General features: G+C 70.6%; 21 protein-coding genes and 1 tRNA gene. 11 read left to right on the forward strand and 11 right to left on the reverse strand.

What is annotated here, in order from left to right:
- Positions 1-18 precede the first annotated feature (18 nt).
- The 4 genes from ASF88_RS13925 to ASF88_RS13940 form a co-directional block, all read right to left on the reverse strand.
- The gene (locus tag ASF88_RS13925) at positions 19-3,435 is read right to left on the reverse strand and encodes an ATP-binding protein (protein ID WP_055919503.1); all 3,417 of its coding nucleotides are present in this window, start codon (positions 3,433-3,435) and stop codon (positions 19-21) included.
- Complete coding sequence (locus ASF88_RS13930) at positions 3,432-4,130, reverse strand: DUF4194 domain-containing protein (RefSeq protein ID WP_055919506.1); 699 nt, start codon at positions 4,128-4,130, stop codon at positions 3,432-3,434. Before ASF88_RS13930 ends, ASF88_RS13925 begins: the two co-directional genes overlap by 4 nt.
- Positions 4,127-5,620, reverse strand: coding sequence for a DUF3375 family protein (locus tag ASF88_RS13935; RefSeq protein WP_055919509.1), 1,494 nt, complete (start codon positions 5,618-5,620; stop codon positions 4,127-4,129). Before ASF88_RS13935 ends, ASF88_RS13930 begins: the two co-directional genes overlap by 4 nt.
- Positions 5,621-5,698: 78 nt before the next feature.
- Positions 5,699-5,775 (reverse strand) — tRNA-Met (locus tag ASF88_RS13940).
- 121 nt (positions 5,776-5,896) lie between these two features.
- On the opposite strand from ASF88_RS13940, the gene ASF88_RS13945 reads away from it, so the two are divergent.
- The 7 genes from ASF88_RS13945 to ASF88_RS13970 are packed head-to-tail and all read left to right on the forward strand — an operon-like array spanning position 5,897 to position 11,848.
- Complete coding sequence (locus tag ASF88_RS13945) at positions 5,897-6,964, forward strand: response regulator (protein WP_055919516.1); 1,068 nt, start codon at positions 5,897-5,899, stop codon at positions 6,962-6,964.
- A complete protein-coding gene (locus ASF88_RS13950; protein ID WP_055919519.1) occupies positions 6,961-7,971 on the forward strand; it encodes an ATP-grasp domain-containing protein in 1,011 nt (336 codons plus the stop codon). The genes ASF88_RS13945 and ASF88_RS13950 overlap by 4 nt, the downstream gene beginning before the upstream one ends.
- A complete protein-coding gene (locus ASF88_RS13955) occupies positions 7,968-8,720 on the forward strand; it encodes a PHP domain-containing protein (RefSeq protein WP_055919521.1) in 753 nt (250 codons plus the stop codon). The genes ASF88_RS13950 and ASF88_RS13955 overlap by 4 nt, the downstream gene beginning before the upstream one ends.
- The gene (locus ASF88_RS20465; protein ID WP_157498351.1) at positions 8,717-8,872 is read left to right on the forward strand and encodes a hypothetical protein; all 156 of its coding nucleotides are present in this window, start codon (positions 8,717-8,719) and stop codon (positions 8,870-8,872) included. Before ASF88_RS13955 ends, ASF88_RS20465 begins: the two co-directional genes overlap by 4 nt.
- Entirely contained in the window at positions 8,869-9,270 is a 402-nt protein-coding gene (locus ASF88_RS13960) for a response regulator (protein WP_235493450.1), read from the forward strand. The genes ASF88_RS20465 and ASF88_RS13960 overlap by 4 nt, the downstream gene beginning before the upstream one ends.
- Positions 9,267-11,045, forward strand: coding sequence for a sensor histidine kinase (locus ASF88_RS13965; RefSeq protein WP_055919524.1), 1,779 nt, complete (start codon positions 9,267-9,269; stop codon positions 11,043-11,045). Before ASF88_RS13960 ends, ASF88_RS13965 begins: the two co-directional genes overlap by 4 nt.
- Entirely contained in the window at positions 11,042-11,848 is an 807-nt protein-coding gene (locus ASF88_RS13970) for a carbon-nitrogen hydrolase family protein (RefSeq protein WP_055919527.1), read from the forward strand. The genes ASF88_RS13965 and ASF88_RS13970 overlap by 4 nt, the downstream gene beginning before the upstream one ends.
- A 22-nt stretch (positions 11,849-11,870) precedes the next feature.
- Here ASF88_RS13970 and ASF88_RS13975 read toward each other — a convergent pair whose 3' ends face one another.
- Positions 11,871-13,067: a pyridoxal phosphate-dependent aminotransferase gene (locus ASF88_RS13975; RefSeq protein WP_055919530.1), complete on the reverse strand. Its 1,197-nt coding sequence runs from the start codon at positions 13,065-13,067 to the stop codon at positions 11,871-11,873.
- A 182-nt stretch (positions 13,068-13,249) separates the two neighbouring features.
- On the opposite strand from ASF88_RS13975, the gene ASF88_RS13980 reads away from it, so the two are divergent.
- The 4 genes from ASF88_RS13980 (at position 13,250) to ASF88_RS13995 (ending at position 17,841) form a co-directional block, all read left to right on the forward strand.
- Entirely contained in the window at positions 13,250-14,971 is a 1,722-nt protein-coding gene (locus tag ASF88_RS13980) for a S1C family serine protease (protein WP_055919535.1), read from the forward strand.
- Positions 14,972-15,102: 131 nt separating this feature from the next.
- Positions 15,103-16,146 carry a glycosyltransferase family 2 protein gene (locus tag ASF88_RS13985; protein WP_055919538.1) on the forward strand — a complete coding sequence of 348 codons (1,044 nt, stop codon included), beginning with the start codon at positions 15,103-15,105 and terminating at the stop codon, positions 16,144-16,146.
- A gap of 2 nt (positions 16,147-16,148) precedes the next feature.
- Entirely contained in the window at positions 16,149-16,967 is an 819-nt protein-coding gene (locus ASF88_RS13990) for a CDP-alcohol phosphatidyltransferase family protein (RefSeq protein WP_055919542.1), read from the forward strand.
- Positions 16,960-17,841, forward strand: coding sequence for a glycosyltransferase family 2 protein (locus ASF88_RS13995; protein ID WP_055919545.1), 882 nt, complete (start codon positions 16,960-16,962; stop codon positions 17,839-17,841). Before ASF88_RS13990 ends, ASF88_RS13995 begins: the two co-directional genes overlap by 8 nt.
- Here ASF88_RS13995 and ASF88_RS14000 read toward each other — a convergent pair.
- The 6 genes from ASF88_RS14000 to ASF88_RS14025 all read right to left on the reverse strand — a co-directional run bounded on the left by ASF88_RS14000 (position 17,838) and on the right by ASF88_RS14025 (position 22,123).
- The gene (locus tag ASF88_RS14000; protein WP_055919549.1) at positions 17,838-18,788 is read right to left on the reverse strand and encodes a hypothetical protein; all 951 of its coding nucleotides are present in this window, start codon (positions 18,786-18,788) and stop codon (positions 17,838-17,840) included. The genes ASF88_RS13995 and ASF88_RS14000 overlap by 4 nt on opposite strands.
- Positions 18,789-18,850: 62 nt before the next feature.
- Positions 18,851-19,150, reverse strand: a complete 300-nt coding sequence (locus ASF88_RS14005) for a helix-turn-helix domain-containing protein (protein WP_055919552.1) — start codon at positions 19,148-19,150, stop codon at positions 18,851-18,853.
- A 134-nt stretch (positions 19,151-19,284) separates the two neighbouring features.
- Positions 19,285-19,536, reverse strand: coding sequence for a hypothetical protein (locus ASF88_RS14010; protein WP_235493452.1), 252 nt, complete (start codon positions 19,534-19,536; stop codon positions 19,285-19,287).
- Positions 19,537-19,739: 203 nt separating this feature from the next.
- Complete coding sequence (locus ASF88_RS14015; protein ID WP_055919555.1) at positions 19,740-20,474, reverse strand: ABC transporter ATP-binding protein; 735 nt, start codon at positions 20,472-20,474, stop codon at positions 19,740-19,742.
- A complete protein-coding gene (locus ASF88_RS14020) occupies positions 20,475-21,359 on the reverse strand; it encodes an ABC transporter permease (protein WP_442915029.1) in 885 nt (294 codons plus the stop codon).
- A gap of 71 nt (positions 21,360-21,430) precedes the next feature.
- A complete protein-coding gene (locus tag ASF88_RS14025) occupies positions 21,431-22,123 on the reverse strand; it encodes a phosphocholine cytidylyltransferase family protein (protein ID WP_055919558.1) in 693 nt (230 codons plus the stop codon).
- Positions 22,124-22,198: the final 75 nt, after the last annotated feature.

Below are 22,198 nucleotides of genomic sequence, written 5' to 3' on the forward strand. Positions count from 1 at the left end.
GCGCGGCGCCGGCCGGCCTCACTCCACCAGCGCGCCGAGCCGCTCACCCTCCAGCGCCTCGCGGATGCTGAGCGAGTAGATACGCGAGAAGCCGGGCCTGGCGGGGTCGCCGGTGATGTAGGCGACCGACTCGACATGCTCCTCGAAGGCGTTGACCTTGTCGCGCGGGGCGCCGACGACGAGCTGGAAGCCCAGCCCGCGGAACGCCGCCAGCGCACGCCCCGTGTACTCGTTGTCGGCCTTGACGAAGCCTTCGTCGAGCACGATGGGTGCGTAGGTCGGGATGGCGTCGCTGCCGTCGCCGAGCCGGTAGCGCAGCGCCGCACCGAGAACGAACGCGATGAGCTCCTGCCCTTCGCCTCCCGACTTGCCCGCCACGCCCTCGTGGACGATCTGCGTGCCGTCGGCGCGCGTCTCGATCGCGCGGAACTGGTAGTGCTCACGCGCGTCGAGGACGCGTCGGCGCCAGGCCTCACCGGCGCGGGAGCGCTCCTCCAACCGAGACAGGTCACGGCGGAGGTCGAGGAAGTCGCGCTCGATCGCGGCGGCGTCCCTCCGGTCGGCGGTCGCCGAGCCCGCCGCACCCGCGGTGTGCTTGCGCAGCGTGCGGGTGAACTCGTGGAGGTCGCTGTTCGAGACCGGACGCGGCTCGATGTCGAGCGTCGACCCTTCCCGGAACTCGATGCCGCGCAGCGCGTTCGAGATCGGGCGCACGCCACGGCGGATGGCGTGGCCGTCCTCCTCGATCTGGGTGAGCAGGGCGCGCAGGCTGTCGCCCATGCTCGCGCCCGCCTTGACGAGCCAGTCGGCCTTCGAGCGCGGGAGGTCGTCGTCGACGAGGCCGCGGTGGATGGCGAGCACCGCAGGCAGACTGTCGATGCCGGCGTCGATCTCGGCCGACGGGTCGAGATCGCGATAGCGCTCGAAGGTCACCACCAGCAGCTCCGAGAGGTGCTCGACGTTCTGCTGGTGCGTATCGATCTGGTCGCGCAGCACGGCGAGCGCCTCGACATAGCGGCGGTCGACGTCGGAGGACTGCTTGGGAGCCGCGAACGGAAGGGTGCCGAGCAGCAGCCGCTCCTCCGGCGTCAACGGGCTGTTCCGCTCCAGCGCGTCGGCCACGCTGTCCTCGATGTCGTTGAGGTCGGCATGCTCGGACTCGAGTTCTTCCAGCCGCGCCTGCAGAGCGGCTCCGCGCTTGGCGGCGTCGAGGCGTTCGCGGTCGTAGCGGTCCGCCTCCTCCTGCAGCGCCGTCGCCTCCGGGTGCTCGACGGAGACCCGGTCGAGCTGCTCAGTGAGCTCCGCGACGCGCGACTCGTGGGGTGCGAGCTCGATCGCCTCCCACTGGATCGCTCGCAGGGCGGCGAGCGCCTCGGCGCGCGTCCGTGCATCGCTGTGCGCGGCCTCCGCACTGTCGGACGCGGCGCGGGCCGCGCCCAGCTCGGTCTCCAGGTCGGCCAGACGGGCCGCCAGCTCCTCGATGCGCGGAGTGTTGTCCAGCCCGATCCAGGAGGCGCTGCTGCGGTCGTCCTTGATCACGCGGCCGCGGGAGGCGGACCGCATCCCCGATCGGGTCACCGCGGCGGAGACACCGGCAGGCCGGGGTGCGTCGAGCTCCTCCGGCGACTCGACGCACAGCACGCTGCGGTCGCGCACCAGCTCGTCGTGCAGCCAGCCCCAGTACGGGCTGGCCTCGTCGAAGTGCAGCAGTGCGGGAACGGTCCGGTCGATCGGGTCGAGTTCGGGCGCGAGTCCTGCCACGGCGGGAACCAGCACGACCCGGCCGCGCATGTCGCCGTCGTTGACGAACCGGCGCACGGCGGAGAAGCTGCGCTCGTCCACGATCAGATGGGTGGCGGTCTCGCCGAGCACGGCCTCGACGGCGCGGCTCCAGTCTCGGCGGCCCGGCGCAACCTCGAACAGCTCGCCCGCGTACGGGAGGCTCTCCGCCGGGAGACCGACCGCCGCGGCGATCCGGCGGCGTCGCTCGTCGGCGTCCGCTGGCACGTTGCTGCGGCGCTGCTCGTACGATCGCTTCTCGGCCGAGACGGCGGCGATGGCCTTCTTGGCCGCGTCCACTCGGCCGGCGAGCTCGTAGCGCTCGGCCTTCAGCTCGTCGTCGGCAGCGAGGGCCGCCAGCGCGGCCTCCGCCTGCGCCTGTGCACCGGCCAGCTGCTCGGCGGAGGCGGGAGCGTCCAGCCCGGCCCGGGCGAAGAGCGCGTCGGCGGACGCCCGTTCCCTGGCTTGAGCCGCGAGGATCCGCTCGGCCAGCTCGAGCTCGCGCCGCAGAGCGACGGACGGGTCGCCGCCGAGCGCGGCCAGGCGCGCCTGGGCGTCCTGCTGCGCGCGATGCGCCGCATGCTCGTCGGCCTCGGCGGTGCGTCGCAGCGTCTCCTGCTCCCGCTTGCGCCCGCGCACGGCGTCCACCTGGCCGGACACCCAGTCGCGGACGTGCTCGGCCAGCCAGACCCGCAGGCGCGGGTCGCTCTCGCCGTCGGCCGCGGTCAGCAGCTTGCGCTTGCCCGTGGCGTCGTCGGCCGCAGCGGAGAGCTGCTCGGCCCGGGCCGGGACGTCGGCCAGGATCTCCAGTTTGCGACGCGTGGTCTCGAAGACGTCGTAGAGGGCGGAGGCCTCCCGGTAGCTGCTGAGGGTCGTCTCCCAGCGCGACAGCGCGCGCGGCTCGGTGAGCACGAAGGACTTGAACAGCTCGTCGATCGAGAACACGCCCTTCGACGCCTGAGCGCGGCGCAGCAGAGTGAGCGCCTTCAACTGCGACTCGTCGCTGCCGCCGATGCCGAGCTCTTCGCAGAGCCGCACGCGCAGCTCGGGCTGCGAGGAGGTCACGAGGTCGCGTTCGGGGTGCACCAGTCGGCCGAGCGAGGCGCGGGTCAGCGGCGAGGAGCTGCCCGGCTCCTGCACGAGCTCGTTGAGGCGGCCGAGCGGGAACTCCCCGTGCGCCAGGAGGTAGACCGTCGCTGTGGTGACTTCGTCCTGCGTGGAGGTGTCCGGTCCGATCCAGGCGAGGCGGGCGGCGGTGATCGTCTCGCCGAGCTCGGTGCGCCAGGTGATCGCCGCACCGCTCGGGAACGCGGTGCCCAGCGGACGGAGGAAATGCGTCGTCGTCGTGTCGGAACCGGCGTCCTTCACTTCGTCGGTCTTGCCGCGCGCGTAGCTGTAGACCGTGCGCTCGGAGCGCTGCCGGGAGTCGTCGCGCGCCGCGCGGTTGAACTCCTGAGGGTTGGGCATGATGACCGCCGACATGGCGTCGAGCACGGTCGACTTGCCGCGGCCGGTCGGACCGAGGATGGCGATGCCGCCACGACCGACGGGCATGCGGTGGAGGCCGTCGTAGCCTCCCCAGTTCAGCAGCTGGACGAGCTCGATGCGGAACTGGCCACGGCGGACCAGGCCGTCGTCTTCGGGCAGGTCGTTCACTCGCCGTCCTCCTCGGGGGTGTCGTCGGCCGCGTCGTCATCGTCCTCGTCCGGCGCATCCTCGCCGGCGGCGGCGAGGAACATCCGCTCCAGGTGCAGCAGCTCGTCGGTGCCGATCAGCGGCACCACCGCCGGGGAGACCACGTACACGTCGGGATCCTCCGGAGTGGGCGTCAGCAGCTCGAGCCGGTCGAGGGCCGCGATCGCGGCGCGGATCCGCCGGTCGACCCGAACCTCGTCGTGCGAGGAGTCGCCCTGGAAGCGGCCGAGGAACTCGGCGACGTGGTCGCGGGTCACCGTGACGGGCTCGTCCTGCGCGTCGGCGTAGGCGTGCTCCTGGCGGAGCAGCACGAGCAGGAGGGACGCGTCGCGCGACAGCGGCTTCTCGCGGCGCAGCAGCACGGGGACGCCGTCTTCGCCGTTCTGCCGTTTGAAGGCGACCTCGTGCGCGAGGTCGAGGTGCAGGGTGAGGAAGAGCTCGTCGAGCCGGGCGCGGATGTCCGCCTCGTGGTCGAGCAGACCGCGCCACGCCTCCGGGTGCTTGGCGCGCGTGATGAACCGGCTGGTCAGCAGTGTGACGAGAGCGATCCGCGCCTCGCGGGGGAGGGCGTCGCCCGCCATCCGGTCGCCGAAGGCGTCCGCACCGGTGGTGTCAGCCTCCTCACGGCCTTCCGTCATCGTCTCCGTGGCGCTCACAGTCCGTCCGCCTCCTGGTCGGCCGCGTCCCGTCCGAAGACGAGGAGCGGCATGGTCACTTCGCGTGCGCCGGCCGTGATGTCGAGCGGCACGGTCTGCACACCCTCCGCCACGGCGCCGTTCTCGGCGCCGAGCTCGATGAGGCTGACCGCGAGACCGAGCCGGCGGTACTCCGCGGGCGTCGCCGCGTAGACGTCGGCGCCGGTCACGGTCTCCGCCCCGGCGAGCAGGGAGTCGATGGTCTCGCGCACGGCCGCCGTGCTGGTCGCGACGGCCAGCCGCAGCGCCTCGCGCTCGTCGTCGGGCAGCGGATCGTCGTTCTCGGTGATCGCGACGCCGACCTCCGGACGCCCCCGGTCGCGCCAGAGCTGGGCCTGGGTCACGTCGACGAGGTCCCAGCCGCCGATGCCGAGCAGCTCGCCGTCGATGAGCGCGGGCCCCGGTCGGCGCTCCGTCCAGAGCGCTCCGGCGTCCAGTGCGCGGGCCGCCAGTGCGAGGAGGCGGGCGTGCCGGTCCGAACCGGTGCGGCTGAGGAAGCGCCGCAGCGACGACGTCCAGCGCACGTAGGTCTCCTGCACGCTCTGCTCCTCGGCGAGCAGGGAGGTGATCAGGGTCTCCAGCTGTGCGCGCTGGCGTTCGGTCAGGTCGGTGATCTCGCCCGGCCGCGCGAGGACGCGCTCGATGTCGGCGCGCATCGTCTCCAGCTCGCGGGAGGACAGCATGGCGGCGAAGCCGCGGTAGGCGCGGCCCTCCGGCGTCTGCTCGAGCAGGTCGTTGTCGCGCAGGAACCGATCGACGAGCGCGCCCTTTCCGACCGTCTGGGAGGATGCCGCCCTGGCGACGTCGCGGTGCCGCTGCTCGACCATCGCCCCCAGCTGGCGGAAGTCCTCCGGGAGGGTCGCCGTCAGCCGCAGCACCTCGCGCACCTGTCGCGACACGGCCTCCGGTGTCGCCACCGACGCCCCGTGCCGCGCGATGTCGTCCCGGCGCCGCTGCAATTCCGCGATCTCCCGGTCGAGCCGGTCGAGCTGGGACTCGGCCGTGGGATCGGTCAGCGCGGCCAGCTGGTGGACGGCGTTCGCGATGCTCGCGAAGCGCGCCTCCGAGACGGCGCTGTCGGGCTCGGCCAGCTCGCGCACGATCCGCAGCGCCTGCAGCGAGAACTGCGAGAGGCGGTAGCGCGCGCGTCCCTCGCCGGCGCCCGCGCGGGTGCGGACCAGCCAGCGGCTGTCCACCCAGCTGCGGCAGTACTCGGCGGGGGAGGTGCGGGTCGTCTCCGGCTCGGCCGGCTCGCGATCGTAGTCGAGCTCCTCGAGGGCGTCGGCGACCTTCTGGTGGAACCAGTCGGCCGAGACCGTGCCGTCCGCGTATTCCAGGTGACGCGAGAAGAGAGGAAGCACCCAACGGCCGTTATAGCTGCGCAGCAGAGCCCAGGTGGGATGGTCCTCCCAGACTGCGGCGACGCGTGCGCCGTCGAGGGCCTCGTCCATCATCCTCCGCCTGGAAAGATCCGCCTGGAAAGAAAAATCGGCCCGGACCTGGGGATTTCTCCTCAAGTCCGGGCCATCTGGTTGCGGGGGCAGGATTTGAACCTACGACCTCTGGGTTATGAGCCCAGCGAGCTACCGAGCTGCTCCACCCCGCGGCACAAGAAATGACTCTAGCACGGCCGGAGGGCGGTGTGAAATCCGCTGTCGGCCCGGGCGCGTCCGGGGGGCCTAGACCGCGCGTCCCACTAGAGTCGACGCAGGACCCAGGAGAAGCGTATGGCGAATTCGGCACAGAAGTACCGCGTGTGCGTGATCGAGGACGACCCCGATGTCGCCTTTTACATGAAGACCGTGCTCGAAAAGCGCGCAGACGCGCAGGTCGTCGCCGTCACCGATCCCTCCATCGCTCTCGACACCATCGCCTCGTTCGACCCGGACGTCGTCATCACCGACATCGAGATGCCCGGGATCTCGGGCATCGACCTCCTGAGGGAGGTGCGCAGCCGGCATCCCGGCCTGCCCGTCGTGGTCATGACGGCGCACGTCTCGGTCGACTACGCGGTCTCCGCGCTGCGCGCGCAGGCCGACGAGTTCCTGACCAAGCCGATCGCGTCCTCCGAGCTCGTCGCCATCGTGAACCGGCTCGCGGAGGAGGGGCGCACCAAGCGCGCTGCGAACCAGCAGCAGGTGGTCCTCGCCATCGGCGCGCACCCCGACGACGTCGAGATCGGCGTGGGCGGCATCCTCTCGGCCCACCGCGACGCCGGCAACCAGGTCGTGATCCTCACCCTCTCGCGCGGCGCGCGCGGCGGCGACGCCGACGACCGGCAGCACGAGTCCCTCGCCGCGGCCGAACTGCTCGGAGCGCGGCTCTTCCTCGAAGACCTCGAGGACACCCGCATCTCGGCCGCCGACCCCACCGTGAGCATCATCGAGCGCGTCGTCGCCGAGGTGCAGCCGGACATCGTCTACACGCACTCCGCGCACGACCGGCACCAGGACCACCGCGCGGTGCACGCGGCCGTCAACGTCGCCACGCGCAACGTCCGCACGGTGTGCTGCTTCCAGAGCCCGTCGGCGACGATCGACTTCCGTCCCACCCGGTTCGTGCCGATCGACGGGTTCACCGAGGCCAAGCTGCGCCTCATCGACTGCTTCCGCTCCCAGACCGAGCTGCGCACGTACCTCGACCACGACTTCGTCCTCGCTACCGCCCGCTACTGGTCGCGGTTCGGCGGCGGCACGAACTGCGAGCCGTTGGAGGTGATGCGCGACACCGCGGACATCTCCGTCCCGGCGTCCGCCATCCAGACCGACGCCCGAATCCGAAGGAACCAGGAATGACCGCATCCCTCACCCGCGTACTCGTCACGGGCGCAGGAGGCCCGGCCGGCATCGCCGTCATCCGCTCGCTGCTCAAGCGCGACGACGTGGAGGTGCTCGCCGCCGACATGGACGGCTGGGCGAGCGGGCTGTACCTGGTGCCGGAGTCGGCCAGGCGGATCGTCCCGCCCGGACGCGCTCCGTCCTTCGTCGACGAGGTGATCGCGATGTGCGCCGCCGACGGCATCGACGTGCTGTTCTCCACGGTCGACGTGGAGCTGCCCGGCCTCGCCGCCCGGCGCGGCGAGCTCTCCGCCGCGGGCACCGCGCTGGCGGCGCCCAGCCACGCCACCCTCGTGACCTGCCTCGACAAGTACCGATTGGCGCAGGCGGTGGAGGGCAAAGCGCGGATCCCGGAGACACGGCTGCTCGACCGTGACGGCGTCGGCGCGGAGTGGGTGTTCCCCGTGATCATCAAGCCGCGCAGCGGAGCCGGGTCGCGCGGAGTGCGCCTGATCGCCGACCGTGCCGCCCTGGAGGCGCTGGGGGAGGACCAGAGCGTCCTCATCCAGGAGAACCTGCCGGGCGAAGAGTTCTCGGTCGACGTCCTCGCGGGCCTCGACGGCTCCGTGATCGCGGCCGTGCCGCGCTCTCGCGAGCGCGTCGACTCCGGCGTCTCGATCGCCGGACGCACGGTTCGCAGGCCCGAGCTGTCGCAGACCGCCGCCGACGTCGCCAGGGCCATCGGCCTGACCGGGGTCGCCAACGTCCAGCTCCGCTACAGCAGCGACGGCGTTCCCGCCCTGCTGGAGGTCAACCCGCGTTTCCCCGGAGCGATGCCGTTGACGATCGCCGCCGGTGTCGACATGCCCTCGCTGCTCCTCGACCTCGTGCTCGGGCGTCCCGTCCCCTCCGCCGTCGACTTCGCGGAGCTCGCCAACGTGCGCTACCTCGAAGACGTCTTCCTCGACCCGGCAGACGTGCTCGTCTCCGAGAACGCGGCCCATTCGGAGGGACCGGAGGAGTGACCGACCGTCTGCATGCGCTGCTGCGCGGCGACTTCCACGTGCACTCGACCTTCTCGGACGACGCCAGGAGCACGCTCGCGGAGAACATCGCGGCCGCATCGGCGGCGGGCCTCACCCGGGTGCGCCTGACCGACCACGTGCGCGCCTCCACCACCTGGGTGCCCGAGTTCCTCGCGGCGGTGGCAGCCGCGCCCGTGCCAGAAGGCCTCACCGTGCTCACGGGCGTGGAGGCCAAGCTGCTGGACGCGTCCGGCGCGGTCGACACTCCGGCGGACCTCGTCGTCGGCGCGGGCGGTGTCGATGCGGTCGTGATCGGCGACCACCAGTTCCCCGGCACCGACGGGCCGTGGTCGCCCGACGAGACGCGTCGCCGGATCGCCGACGGCCTGTCGGCCGATGACGCGCTCGACCTGCTGATCGAGGCGAGCATCCGGGCCATGGAGCGCACCAGGCACGCGCAGCTGGCGCACTGGTTCTCGATCCTCCCCAAGGTGGGGCTCGCCGAGGATCAGCTCGGAGCGGATCGCCTCGCGGCCTGGGCGTCCGCCGCCGCGGCGACAGGCACCCTCGTCGAGGTGAACGAGAAGTGGGCCTGCCCCGGGACGGAGGCCGTGCTGGCCCTCCGGGACGCCGGAGCGCGTATCGTGGCGTCCACCGACAGTCACGACGCGGCCGATGTGGGCCGCTACGACCGTGTGACCGCGGTGCTCGACGCCGTGGAGGCCGCCGAACGGGAGGAGCGCCGATGAGCCCCGTCGACCTGACCCGCGTGCAGCGGGAGGAGCTGCAGCGCGAGATCGACCGCAACCGGCGGTGGGAGCTGCGCCTGCCGCTCTACGGAGGCATCGCCCTCGTCGTGATCGCCGCCGTCATCGTGGTGCGACTGGTGTTCTTCTCGTGACCGCCGCCGCCACCGACGCCAAGCGCATCGTCATCGCGGACGACGACGCCGACATCCGCCAGCTGATGGTCATCGCCGCCAACCGTGCCGGTGTCGAGATCGTCGCCGCCGTCGACAACGGCCGGTCCGCGCTCGACGCGGTCGTCGGGGGCGGGATCGACCTCGCCGTCCTCGACATCTCGATGCCCGGGCTCAACGGCGTGGAGGTCGCCGAAGCGATCCGCGGCGACGACGCGACCAAGGGCACGCTCATCCTGATGGTGTCCGCCTCCGTGCAGCTGCTCACCGATCACGGCGTCGTCGCCGACCGGTCCGACAGCTTCATCATCAAACCGTTCAGCCCGCGGGCGCTCTCGGAGCGCATCCGCTCGATGCTCGGCCTGGGAGAGCCCGCATGACCATCGATCGCTGGCTGGGGCGGATCCCGCTGGACTCGCCCTCCGTCCTGCTCAAGCTCGTGCCGACGCTCGTCGGCTTCACGATCGCCCTGGCGCTGACTTTCATCCCCGGTGTCGTGACCGCGCACCTCCCGGTCTTCATCGTCGGCGCGAGTCTCGTGATGATCGGGGCGCTCCTGCTGTCGGTGCTGGTGCCCTGGCCGCGGCTCGACGCCAGGTGGGCGGTCGCCGTGCCGCTGGTCGCGATGATCGCGATCGGGCTGATGCGCATCGGGACGGGCGGCTCGACCTCCTCCATCGGCGTGATCCTGCTGCTCCCGTTCGTGTGGATCGCGACGGAGGAGGGCCGGCGGAACATCGTCATCGCCGCCATCGGCATCTTCGCCGTGCTCCTCGGCCCGATCGTGATCGATCACGCCGCGACGAGTCCCGCGGATCTCCTCCGTGCCTTCTTCTCACCGGTCATCTACCTCATCGTCGCCGCCGTGGTCAACGAGATCGCCCACCGGTCCCGCGTGCAGCTGGCGGCCTCCCGTGCGGTCGCCGCCCAGCGCGAGGAGCTGCTGGAGCAGGCGCAGCGCAGCCAGGACGAGCTCCTCCTCAACGAGGCGCGCCTGAAGACCGCGAACCGGCTCATCCAGAGCATCTGGAACGCCGTGACCGAGCAGTCGGTGATCGGCACCGACCTCGACGGCGTGATCGACGTGTGGAACCCCGGCGCCGAGAAGATGCTCAGCCTGACCGAGAACCAGGTCGTCGGGCACGACCGGCGGGTCATCGAGTTCCATCTCGTGAGCGAGCTGGAGGACCGGCTGCGCGACATGGACGCGCGGTTCACGACGGTCACCAGCGTCGACGACTTCTCCGCCCTCGTCGACACGGTGCGGGCCGGCTACGCGGACGTGCGCGACTGGACGTACGTGCGGGCGGACGGCAAGCACGTGCCCGTCCAGGTCGCGGCCACCCCGCGGATCGACGAGAACGGTCACCGGGTCGGGTTCATCTTCGTTGCAACAGATATGACCCAGGCCCGCGAGTTCGCGCGCCTGAAGGACGAGTTCGTCGGACTGATCTCGCACGAGCTGCGCACGCCGCTCAGCTCGATCCTCGGCTACCTCGAACTCATGCGCGACGACGACGAGGCACCGCTCTCGGACGAGCAGTTGCAGTACCTCGGTGTCGCCGAGCGCAACGCGCACCGCCTGCTCCGCCTGGTCGGCGACCTCCTCTTCACCGCGCAGGTCGAGTCGGGGAGGTTCCCCATCGACATCAAGGATGCGGAACTGCGGTCCGTCGTCTCGGCCTCGGTGGAATCGGCGAGGCCCGGTGCGGCCGCCGCCGGCGTCGCACTGGTGATGGAGGTGCCCGACGAGCCCGTCGAGGTCCGCGGCGACACCGTCCGCCTCGGCCAGGCGGTCGACAACCTGGTCTCCAACGCCCTCAAGTTCACCCCCTCGGGCGGAAGCGTGACGGTGTCGCTGCGTCGCGACGGCCACGATGCGGTGGTGGCGGTGACCGACACCGGTATCGGCATCCCCGCTGTGGAGCTGAGCCAGCTCTCCCAGCGGTTCTTCCGCGCGTCGACGGCCACCCGCAACGCTGTTCCCGGCGTCGGCCTGGGCCTGACCATCACCAAGGCGATCGTCACCGCGCACGGTGGCCGGCTCGACATCGCGAGCGAGGAGGGCGTCGGAACGTCGATCAGCCTCCACCTCCCGATCGAGACTCCCGCTCCGGTGGCAGAGGCGGTGCCGGGCGCGGAGGCCGCGTCGTGAGCGCCGTCGGCATCGCGGTCGCCCAGTTCACGCCGGGCGACGATCGCGTGCACAACCGCGACCTGGTCGCCGGCCTGATCGCCGTCGCCGCGGCGCGCGGAGCACGTCTGGTCGTCTTCCCGGAGTACGCGTCGTACTTCACGGACCCGCTCGGGCCGTCGTTCGCTCGCAACGCCGAGTCGCTCGACGGCGAGTTCGTGCAAGCGCTGGGCACGGCCGCGCGCGAGCACGAGGTCTTCGTGATCGCCGGGCTGGTAGAGCAGACCGGGATCCGAGACAAGTTCGCCAACACCCTGGTCGCCGTCGGCCCCGACGGAACCACGCTGGCCGTCTACCGCAAGCAGCACCTCTACGACGCATTCGGCTCCACGGAGTCGGACTGGGTCGTGCCCGGCGACCTCGCACTTCCGCAGGTGTTCGAGGTCGACGGCCTCCGGGTCGGGATGCAGACCTGCTACGACCTGCGCTTCCCGGAGGTCACCCGCCGGCTGGCCGACGCCGGCGCGGAGCTGGTCGCCGTTCCCGCGGAGTGGGTGCGCGGCCCGCTCAAAGAGCACCACTGGTCGACGCTGCTGGCGGCGCGCGCCATCGAGAACACCCTCTATGTCGCGGCCGCGGACCACACCCCGCCGATCGGCGTGGGCGACAGCGCGATCATCGATCCGATGGGCGTAACGCTCGCGGGCTTGGGCGAGACGACAGGTGTCGCCGTCGCCGAGGCGTCGACGGAGCGCGTGGCGGAGGTGCGCCGCCGCAATCCGGCGTTGCAGCTTCGGCGCTACCGGGTGGAGCCGAACGACTGACCCTCCGCCTCGCGCCGGCAGCTCAGGACCGCAGGGCGCCGAGGCGAGCTGCGGCTTCCTCGAGGACCTCCACGCGCTTGCAGAACGCGAACCGCACCAGCGACGCCGTGCGGGCGGCGTAGTCGTCGCGGCAGAAGGCCGCCAGCGGCACTGCCACGACGCCGGCCAGCTCGGGAAGCCGACGGCAGAACTCGACCGCGTCGGAGTGACCGAGCGGCGCAGCGTCGGCGACGACGAAGTAGGTCCCGTCGCTCGGGAAGACGTCGAACCCGGCGGCGCGCAGGCCGGCCGACAGCACGTCACGCTTGTGGGCCAGCGCGGCCGCGATCCCGGTGAAGAACGTGTCCGGCAGCGCGAGCCCGGCCGCCATCGCCGGCTGGAAGGGCGCTCCGTTCACATAGGTGAGGAACTGCTTCACCGCCAGGATCGCCGTCACCAGCTCGGAGGGGGCGGTGAGCCAGCCCACCTTCCAGCCGGTCGTGTTGAACGTCTTGCCGCCCGAGGAGATCGTCACCGTCCGATCGCTCGCGCCGTCGAGCGTGGCGATCGGGATGTGCCGGGGGCCGAAGGTGAGGTGCTCGTAGACCTCGTCCGTGACGATGATCGCGTCGTGGCGCACGGCGAGTTCGACGACGGTCTGCAGCGTCTCGCGGTCCAGCACTGCACCCGTCGGATTGTGCGGCGTGTTCACCAAGATGACGCGGGTGCGGTCGGTGACCGTGCTGCGCAGGCGGTCGAGATCGGGACGGAACGAGGGAGGGTCGAGCGGAACCGTCCGGTGGACGCCGCCCGCGAGCGCGATCACGGCGCCGTACTCGTCGTAGAAGGGCTCGAAGGTGACCACCTCGTCGCCCGGCTCCAGCAGCGCGAGGAGCGTCGCCGCGATGGCCTCGGTCGCGCCCGCGGTCACGAGGACTTCGCGGTCGGGGTCGACCTCCAGCCCGTAGAACCGCCGCTGGTGGTCGGCGACGGCCTGGCGCAGCAGCGGGATGCCGATCCCGGGCGGGTACTGATTGGCGCCATCGCGGATGGCCGAGACCGCGGCGTCGAGCACTTCGCGCGGGCCGTCCTCGTCGGGGAAGCCCTGTCCGAGGTTGATCGCGCCGGTGCGCACCGCGAGCGCACTCATCTCGGCGAAGATCGTCGGGCGCACCGCGCCGTCGGCTCCCAGCAGTCCCGCCCCGCGGGCTGCCGCCCGCCACGCTCCGGATACCGTCATCGTCGCCCTCCCGTCGTTGCTGCGAATCTCAGGCTATGGCAGGCGCGGGCCTCCCTCACAACGCTTCCATTCGGTACGTTGTGGAGAGTCATCGGGAGGCAGAAGGTCGCCCACAGGACCCGCAAATAGAACGCTCAGGTTGGCCGCCCAAGCTGTCTAGTGCTTGGAAGGAGCACCACACCATGACCGACACCCCGATCACCCCGGACCCCGCGAAGCACCAGAACGACGCCGAGACCGAAGCGGTCGTGGATGCCGGTGCGGCGCAGGCCCCGGCACAGCCCGCGCAGCCCGAGACTCCCGCGCAGCCGCAGGCCCCGGCCGGCGACCACGGCTGGACCGCTCCGGCCGCGCAGGGCGCCGCCCCCGCGGAGGCGCAGCCCACCGCCGAGCAGCCGACGGCGCAGCAGCCGACCGCGCAGCAGCCGACCGCGCAGCAGCCGACCGTTCCGCAGCCCGCTTTCCCGCAGCAGGCCGCCCACCAGGCTCAGCCGGCCCACCAGACGCAGCCCACGCAGCCGGTCGGTCCGCAGCCGCCGTACGGCCAGACCGCGGCCCCGCAGCCGAACTACGGCAACGGAGCGTTCGGCCAGCCGAGCGCCTACGCGCAGGCTCCGTATGCCCAGGCGCACGCCGGTCAGCAGCCCCCGTACGCCACAGCTCCCGGCACGGCCACCGCCGAGAAGCCGGCGCGCAAGCGCAACACCGGTTTGATCATCGCGACGCTCGCCATCGGCGCGCTCATCGGCGGTGTCGCCGGCGCCGGCGCCGGAATCGGCCTGTACTCCGCCACCGGCAACAACGCCACCATCAAGACCGTGTCCGGTCCGCAGAACATCACCGTCAACGACGCCAACAACGCCTCGACGGTCACCGCGGTCGCCGCCAAGGCCTCGCCGAGCGTCGTCACCATCTCGGTCACGGCCTCCAGCGAGGGCGGCACCGGCTCCGGCGTGGTCCTCTCTTCCGACGGCTACATCCTCACGAACACGCACGTCGTCACCCTCGACGGCGCCGCCTCCGACGTCAGCATCAGCGTCACCGACAACGACGGCAAGATCTACACCGCCAAGATCGTCGGCACCGACCCGACCACCGACCTCGCGGTGATCAAGCTCGACGGCGCGAGCGGGATGACCCCGATCACGTGGGGCGACTCCAGCAAGCTCAACGTCGGCGACACCACCGTTGCCATCGGCGCGCCCCTCGGCCTCTCCGGCACCGTGACCGACGGCATCGTCAGCGCGCTCAACCGGTCGATCAGCATCGCGTCCTCCGCAGCGCCCAAGTCGAGCGACGGAAACGGCGGCGGAAGCACGCAGAACCCGTTCAACTTCGACTTCCCCAACCAGGGTGGAGGCTCGCAGCAGCAGGGCTCGAGCCAGAGCACGATCTCGCTCCCCGTCATCCAGACGGACGCTTCGATCAACCCGGGCAACTCGGGCGGTGCGCTGCTCGACAGCAAGGGCGAGCTGATCGGCATCAACGTCGCCATCGCGAGCGCCGGCGGCAGCAGCTCGAGCGGCAGCCAGTCCGGCAGCATCGGCGTCGGCTTCTCGATCCCGTCGAACGTCGCCAAGCGCATCTCCGAGGAGCTGATCAAGAACGGTTCCGCGAGTCACGGCCTCCTCGGAGCCTCGGTCGGCGACGCCAGCAGTGACACCAAGGCGACCACGGTCGGCGCGGCGATCTCCTCCGTCGTCTCCGGCGGCGCCGCCGCGAGCGCCGGGCTGCAGAAGGGCGACATCATCGTCAACTTCAACGGCCTGCCGATCACCGACGCCACCGACCTGACCGCCCAGGTCCGGGCCCTGGCCGCCGGCTCCAAGGCGGATGTCACCTACATCCGCAACGGTCAGACCAAGACCACGAGCGTGACGCTCGGCTCGCTCCCCGCCAGCTGAGCCGCTCGCCACGAGGAAGGCCGTCCCGCATCGCGGGGCGGCCTTCCTCCGTACCGGCCCGGGAGCTCGTCCCGGGGCCATGCCATCCCCGGCTGATAAGCTCTGCGAGGCCCGATCGACGAATGGAACAGATGCCGGACGACAGCGTGAACACCCTCCCCGGTGTGTCCTACGTGATGCCCGTCCTCAACGAGGCCACCCACGTGCGGGCCGCCGTGGACAGCCTCCTCGCCCAGGACTACACCGGGCCTTTCGAGGTCACCATCGCCCTCGGCCCCAGCATCGACGGCACCACCGAGCTCGTCGCAGAGCTCGCCGCCGTCGACAGCCGCATCCGCGTCGTCGACAACGTGGTCGGCTCGACGCCGGCCGGCCTGAACCTCGCGATCCGCGAGTCGCAGTATCCGGTCGTGGTCCGGGTCGACGCCCACAGCGTCCTCCCGCCCGACTACGCGCGCGTCGCGGTCGAGACCATCCTCGAGACCGGAGCCGACAACGTCGGCGGCCTGATGGACGCCCAGGGCACCACCCCGTTCGAGCGGGCGGTGGCGCGCGCCTACGGCAGCCGCGTCGGCCTCGGTGGCACCAAGCTGCACGTGGGAGGCGCTGCCGGCCCTGCAGAGACGGTGTACCTCGGCGTCTTCGATCGCGACCGGCTCCTGGAGGTCGGGCTCTTCGATGAGGAGATCAAGCGCGGTCAAGACTGGGAGCTCAACCGCCGCATCCGGCAGGCCGGAGGAACCGTCTGGTTCACTCCGCGGTTGCGCGTGGTCTACCGTCCGCGCCCCAACCTGTACCGGCTGGCGCGCCAGTTCTTCTCCACCGGGATCTGGCGCGGCGAGCTGGCGCGACGGTTCCCCGCCTCCAACGGCCTGCGCTACTTCGCGCCTCCGGTGATGGTGCTGGGCGTCGCCCTCGGCGTGCTGCTCGGGCTCGGCGGTGTGCTGCAAGCCCTGCTCGGTGCGAGTCCGTGGCTGCTCTGGGCGTTCGCCGTCCCCGTCGCGTATCTGCTCATCGTCATCGCCTCGGCCCTGGTCTGGGGTCGCCGCGACGGCTTTTCGTCGTTCCTCTGGTTTCTCGTAGTCTTGCCGTGCATCCATTTCAGCTGGGGGACCGGGTTCATCCTCGGATATCTCTCCCTCACCAGGAACATCACGGCACACACCGGAAGGTAGGCATGTCAGCAGCCGGACCCGCAGCGCACGGAGCGCGGCCGACGTCGATCGCAGAGCTCAAGGCGGTCGCGCAGCCGCCCGAGGTGCGCGGACGCCGCAACGCGGAGCACTGGACGGCGTCGCTGTACCTGCGCAACCTGTCGCCGTACCTCACCTGGTTCCTGCTGAAGACCTCCATCTCGGCCAACGGCGTCACCGGGCTGATGATCCTCACCGGCTGGGCCACCGCGGCCAGCCTGCTGATCCCCGGTATCGGCGGCGCCGCTCTCGCGCTGGTGCTCGGCCAGCTCCAGATGCTCGTCGACTGCTGCGACGGCGAGGTCGCGCGCTGGCGCAAGACGTCGTCCCCGGCCGGCATCTTCCTCGACAACGTCGGCCACTACACGACCGAGACGCTCATCGCGATCGCGCTGGGCGTGCGGGCGGCAGGGTATCCGTTCGAGGCGCCGCAGGACTTTCTGTGGACCAACCTCGGCACGCTCCTCGCTCTGGTCATCGTGCTCAATAAGGCGCTCAACGACATGGTGCGCGTGGCGCGCGCCAACGCCGGCCTGCCCAAGCTCGCCGACACGCAGGCCGCGTATGCGCCGACGCATGGGGTCGTCGCCAGGCTGCGCAAGGCCGCCCGCTTCGTTCCGTTCCACCGCCTTTACCACTCGGTCGAACTGACGATCCTGATCTTCCTCTTCTCGATCGTCGGCCTCTTCATCGGGGCGACGCTCGCCGACCGCATCCTGCTGTCGGTGCTGGTGCCGCTGTCCATCCTGGCCGCCATCGGCCATTTCGTCGCGATCATGACCTCCAAGCGAGTCCGTGGCTGACCCGACGGTCGGCGTCGTGGTGCTCACGCAGGGCACCCGGCCTGGCGATCTCGTGCGCGGCGTGGAGTCCGTCCTCCGCCAGGAGGGCGTGACCACCGAGGTCGTCGTCGTGGGCAACGGCTGGGATCCCGCCACGGCCGAGCCCGCTCTCCCGACTGGTGTGCGCTCGCTCGCGCTTCCCGAGAACCTCGGCATCCCCGCCGGGCGCAATCGGGGCGTTCCGCTGGTGGCGGGGGAGTACCTCCTGTTCCTCGACGACGACGCGGACATCCCGTCGCCGGGCTTCCTGCGCGACGCGATCGCCCTGCTGCGCCACGATCCGTCCATCGGGATGATCCAGCCGCGGCTGCGGGCCCGCGACGGCAAGCCGTCTCCGCGCCGCTGGATCCCGCGCATCCGCAAGGGCGAGCCCGAGCGCTCGTCGGCGGTGTTCTCGGTCCTGGAGGCCGTGATCGTGCTGCCGCGGGACGTGTTCGAGCGAGCGGGAGGCTGGGCGGATCCGTTCTTCTACGCGCACGAGGGCATCGAACTGGCGTGGCGCGTCTGGGACCAGGGCAAGCGGGTCTGGTACGCGGGCGATCTCGTCGCCGAGCATCCGGCCGTCTCGCCGACCCGGCACTCGTACTACTACCGTCTGAACGCCCGCAACCGGGTGTGGCTGGCCCGCCGCAACCTCCCGGCGCTGCTCGTGCCGCTCTACGTCGGGTCGTGGACGGGCATCCAGCTTCTGCGGTGGTTCCGCAAGCCGGCAGTGCTGAACGCGTGGTTCGGCGGCTGGCGCGAGGGCTGGGCCGCCGATCCGGGCGAGCGCCGTCCCATCCGGTGGCGGACCGTGGGGCGCATGACCGCGGCCGGGCGGCCGCCGATCGTCTAGTTCTCGGGCGCTGTGCGGCTCTCGGGCGTGGTCCAGTTCTCGGGCTGGGCAGGCGCCGCCGGACCTTCGATCGCGGCCTGACCGCCATCGGTTCGCGCGGACCGGTCGCGCCGGACGATCCTCCCCGGTAGAGCGCCCAGAGCCGTCCCGGCGCGGACCACGCGGCGGTTGGTGCTGCTGCCGAGCCGGTGCAGGGCGCCGGGCCCTTCGGCGGGCGTGAGCGCGACCGGGATCATCATCGGCGCGGGGCCGAACGCCAGCCGGGAGTTCGCGACGACCCGTCGGCCCAGGATGTTGTTGCCAGTACCGCCGATGACCGCGCCGATCCCGAACGGGATCGCACGGGCCACGATGGAGGCGCCGCCGCGCACCGCGAACTGCCGGATGAAGACGCCGCGGAGGCGGTCCACCAGAGGGCCGACGACCATCGACGGGAGCGTGGTCGTGACCAGCTCGCCCCAGTAGGCCGTGCGGGTCACTCCTGCGCCGGTGACCTGACCGGCCAGCTGACGCACCAGGTCGGAGCCCTCGCGTCCGAGCATCATGGTGAGCACCAACGCGCGGGCGCGCGCGGGGTCGTCCACCGCGATGCCATGCAGCTCGCTGAGCGACTGCGCGTAGAGGGCTGTGGCCTCCAGGAAACCGGCGGTTTCGAGCCCCGACAGCGCGAGAGTGATCCCGGTGCCGATGGCGGGGATGACCGCTGTCGCTCCGACCGCCGCGCCTCCCGTGGTCACCGCGGCGAGGTAGCGCCGCTCGAGGATCCTGGCCAGTTCGGCGGCGGAGGCGTCGGGGTGCCGGCGGCGGAGGCTCCGCAGGTGCGCGAGCACCACGGGCCGCTGGATCCCGAGGAAGCGGTCGAGCGTCGTGTCGACGGCGCGGGGAGTGTCGCCGCCGCGGGGCGGGCCGCCGGTCGGGGACACGAGGGGCTGGGGTCGCTTGGCCATCTTTACCGAGTGTAGGCCTCTGCGCGAGCGTCTCCAGGGCACTGGGCCGCTTCACAGGTGGGTCACCGCCTCCGGTTGCGTTCGCGTAGGAATTCCGCTGCCGGGAGCACCTCGAACCCCGCCGGGAGGTCGTCACGGGACAGCCCTCCCGTCAGGGCAGCCACGTCGACGCCGAGCACGCTGGCGATCCGAAGGATGGTCACCAGACTGGGGTTGGCGATGCCGCGCTCGATCTTGCCGTAGTTGGTCACGTGCATCTGGGCGAGCTCGGCGACGTTCTCCTGGCTGAGGCCCAGCTCGATCCGTGCCCTGCGTACTCTCTCGCCGAAGTGCGTTGCGGCAGGTGACGTGGAGTGTTTCATGATTCATGACTATCCGGTTGCGTATTCCTGAGCCAGAGCGATCGATACGTCGGTGCGAGTGCCTGAGGCCGAGACGTCGGAAAATGCTGGCACAGCGCCGGCGCCGGCCGCTCCGCGCGGCCGGCGCCGGCACGTCAGAAGCTCACCTGCCAGAGGTACTCGCGGCCGTCAGGCGGGAACCAGCGCACGACGAGGAGCGTGTCGCGCGCGGGGTCGCCGCCGTGCAGACTCGCGCGAACCGCTTCACCCGGCCTGACGGAGGAGGGCGAGCTCACCCGCAGGGAAGCGCTGCCCGAGATGCTCACGGTGACGCCGCGCAGTTCGTCGGAGCTCGTGTTGACGAGCCGGAAGTGGGGCGCGCCGCTGCGATCGACGGCCCAGGGCACGCGGTACGCGTAGCGGCGGGGACGGAGCGGGGGGAGAGGGCTGCGAAGGTTCCGAAGGTGTTTCATGCGGCAAAGTTAGCCACCCCCTCCGACGCTCGAAGCGCGAAATCGGGCCTAGAGACCCTTTCCGGGGACAACTCGCCGAAATTCTTTCTGTGGAGGACTTTCCTCGACGCAGAAAAGAGGCTCTGACCGGGTATTCGTCAGCTGCCGTAATCCTGGTTGTAGAGGTCGAGGACCTCCTCGATCGGGCCGTCCAGCACCAGGGAGCCCTTGTCGAGGTAGAGGCCCCTGGCGCAGAACCGGCGCAGGTCCTTCTCGTTGTGCGAGACGAAGAACATGGTGCGCCCCTCCGCCAGCAACTCCTCGATCTTCGCGTAGCACTTCTCGCGGAACGATCGGTCACCGACCGCGAGCACTTCGTCGACGAGCAGCACAGGCTCCTCCAGCTGCGAGATGACCGAGAAGGCGATGCGCACCTTCATCCCGCTGGAGAGATGCTTGTACGGGGTGTCGATGAAGTCGCCGATCTCGGCGAACTCGATGATCTCGTCGAAGCGCGACTCGATCTGCGCCTTGGTCATGCCGTGCAGTCCGGCGGTCAGGAAGACATTGTCGCGGACCGTGAGATCGTCGACGAACCCGCCGGTGATCTCGATCAGCGGGGCGACGCCCTCCGTCACCCGCACGCTGCCCTCGTCGGGGAGCAGCACGCCGGCGACGAGCTTCAACAGCGTCGACTTGCCCTGGCCGTTGCGCCCGACCACGCCGATGGCCTCGCCGGCCTCGACGCGGAACGTGACGTTCCGCAGCGGCCAGAAATCGTCGGGCCGCGAGCGGCGCTGGCGGGAGCCGAACAGGTCTTTGAACGACCGTCGCGCTCCGCGGTTGCGCTTGAACCGCACGCCGAGGCCGGTGACATCGATGACGGGCGCCACCTAGATCTCCTTCAGGATGTCGCGCTCGAAGCGCTTGAACACCAGCCAGCCGACGCCGAGCAGGATCAGGGACATCAGCGTCGCGACGATCACCAGGTACCAGTCCAGCTCCTCCGGGAAGAAGGCCGAACGGTACAGGCTGAAGATGCCGGTGAGCGGGTTGAACGCCGACCAGAAGTGGAGGGAGAACAGCGTCTCTGTCTGCGCCCCGGGGTGCGCGGCGACGTACGCTGCGCAGTGCTTGGCCGCGACTCCGGCGCCGCAGCCGCCGGGGAGGTCGCGCGCGCTGTAGATGATCGGCGACGCGTAGAAGAGGAACCGCAGCGCGAGCTTGACCGCCCGCTCGAGGTCGCGGAAGAAGACCACCAGGGGAGCGACGATCAGCCCCACGCCGACCGTCAGAACGATCTGGATGAGGATCGCGAGCGGGAACAGCAGGATGTCGACGTTGACCTTGGCGCCCGTCGCGATCGCGAAGATCGCCAGAACGGGCAGCGACAGCAGGAACTCGATGCCCTTGGAGGCCACGATCCGGTTCACCCAGATCGTCCGGGGGATCATCGTCGAGCGGATGAGCTTCGCCTCGCGGATGAACGCCCTGGTGCTGTCGGAGACCGCGCCGTTGAACCACATCCACGGCAGGAGGGCCGCGAGCAGGAAGACGATGTACGGGTTCTCACCGACGCTGCGGTGGAAGATGACCGTGAAGACAAACCAGTAGATCGCGCTCATCACGAGCGGATCGAGGATCGACCACAGGTAACCCAGCGCGCTGGTCGAGTAGCGGACGCGGAGATCGCGGCGCGTCAGCAGCCACAGGGAGTGGCGATAGCGCGCGAAGCGCGTCCGCTGCGCGGGGCGCACGTCGACGGAGGTACTGGTCACGGGAACCTATCGTATTGATCGCAGGCTGCGTGTTCGCATCACGCCGCCATGACGACTCTACGAGAAGTCGACTAGACGAACAGGTTCGCGCGCTCCAGGTCCTCCTGGAAGTCCACCTCGACGGCGTACAGGTCGGAGATGTCGACCGGCTCGACGAGCATGCGGTCCTGGCCGATGGCCAGCTCGATGCCGCGCTCGAAGTAGTCCTGGTCGGCGACGCGCTGCAGCTGACGCAGCAGGGCCGGCTTGTCGGCGCTCGAGACGTAGTTGATGCCGACCGCTTCTCCGAGGCCGCCCTTGACGGTCTTCGACAGCTCGTGGATGTAGCCCTCGGGCCCGGTCGTGTACTTGACCTCCTCGTCGGCGACCGACGAGGTGTTGACGGTCACGAAGGTCTGGTCGCGGGCGACCGTTGCCGCGGCGCGCACGAGCACGGCCGGGTCGAAGACGACGTCGCCGTTCATCCAGAGCACGCCGCCGGGGCCGGACGCCTGGAGGGCGCGCATGAGGCTCTTGGAGGTGTTGGTCTGGTCGTACTGCTCGTTGTAGACGAACTCGGCGTCCGGGAACGCCTCGATGATGTGCTCCAGCTTGTAGCCGACGACGATCGTGACCGTGACGTCTTTGCCGAAGGCCGCGTGGATGTTGTCGAACTGCTGCTGCATGATGGTGCGGCCGTCGCTCAGCTCGGTCAGCGGCTTCGGAAGGCTCCGGCCGAGCCGGCTACCCATGCCTGCTGCGAGGATCACTACCTGGGTCGTCACAATCATCTCCTTGAGTCTGCGCGAAAACTTCGGTGTAGTTGCAGCGAGCGGAGGCATCCGGCGCCAGACCGCTCC

The organism is Leifsonia sp. Leaf336 (assembly GCF_001423695.1).
Lineage (GTDB): Bacteria > Actinomycetota > Actinomycetes > Actinomycetales > Microbacteriaceae > Leifsonia.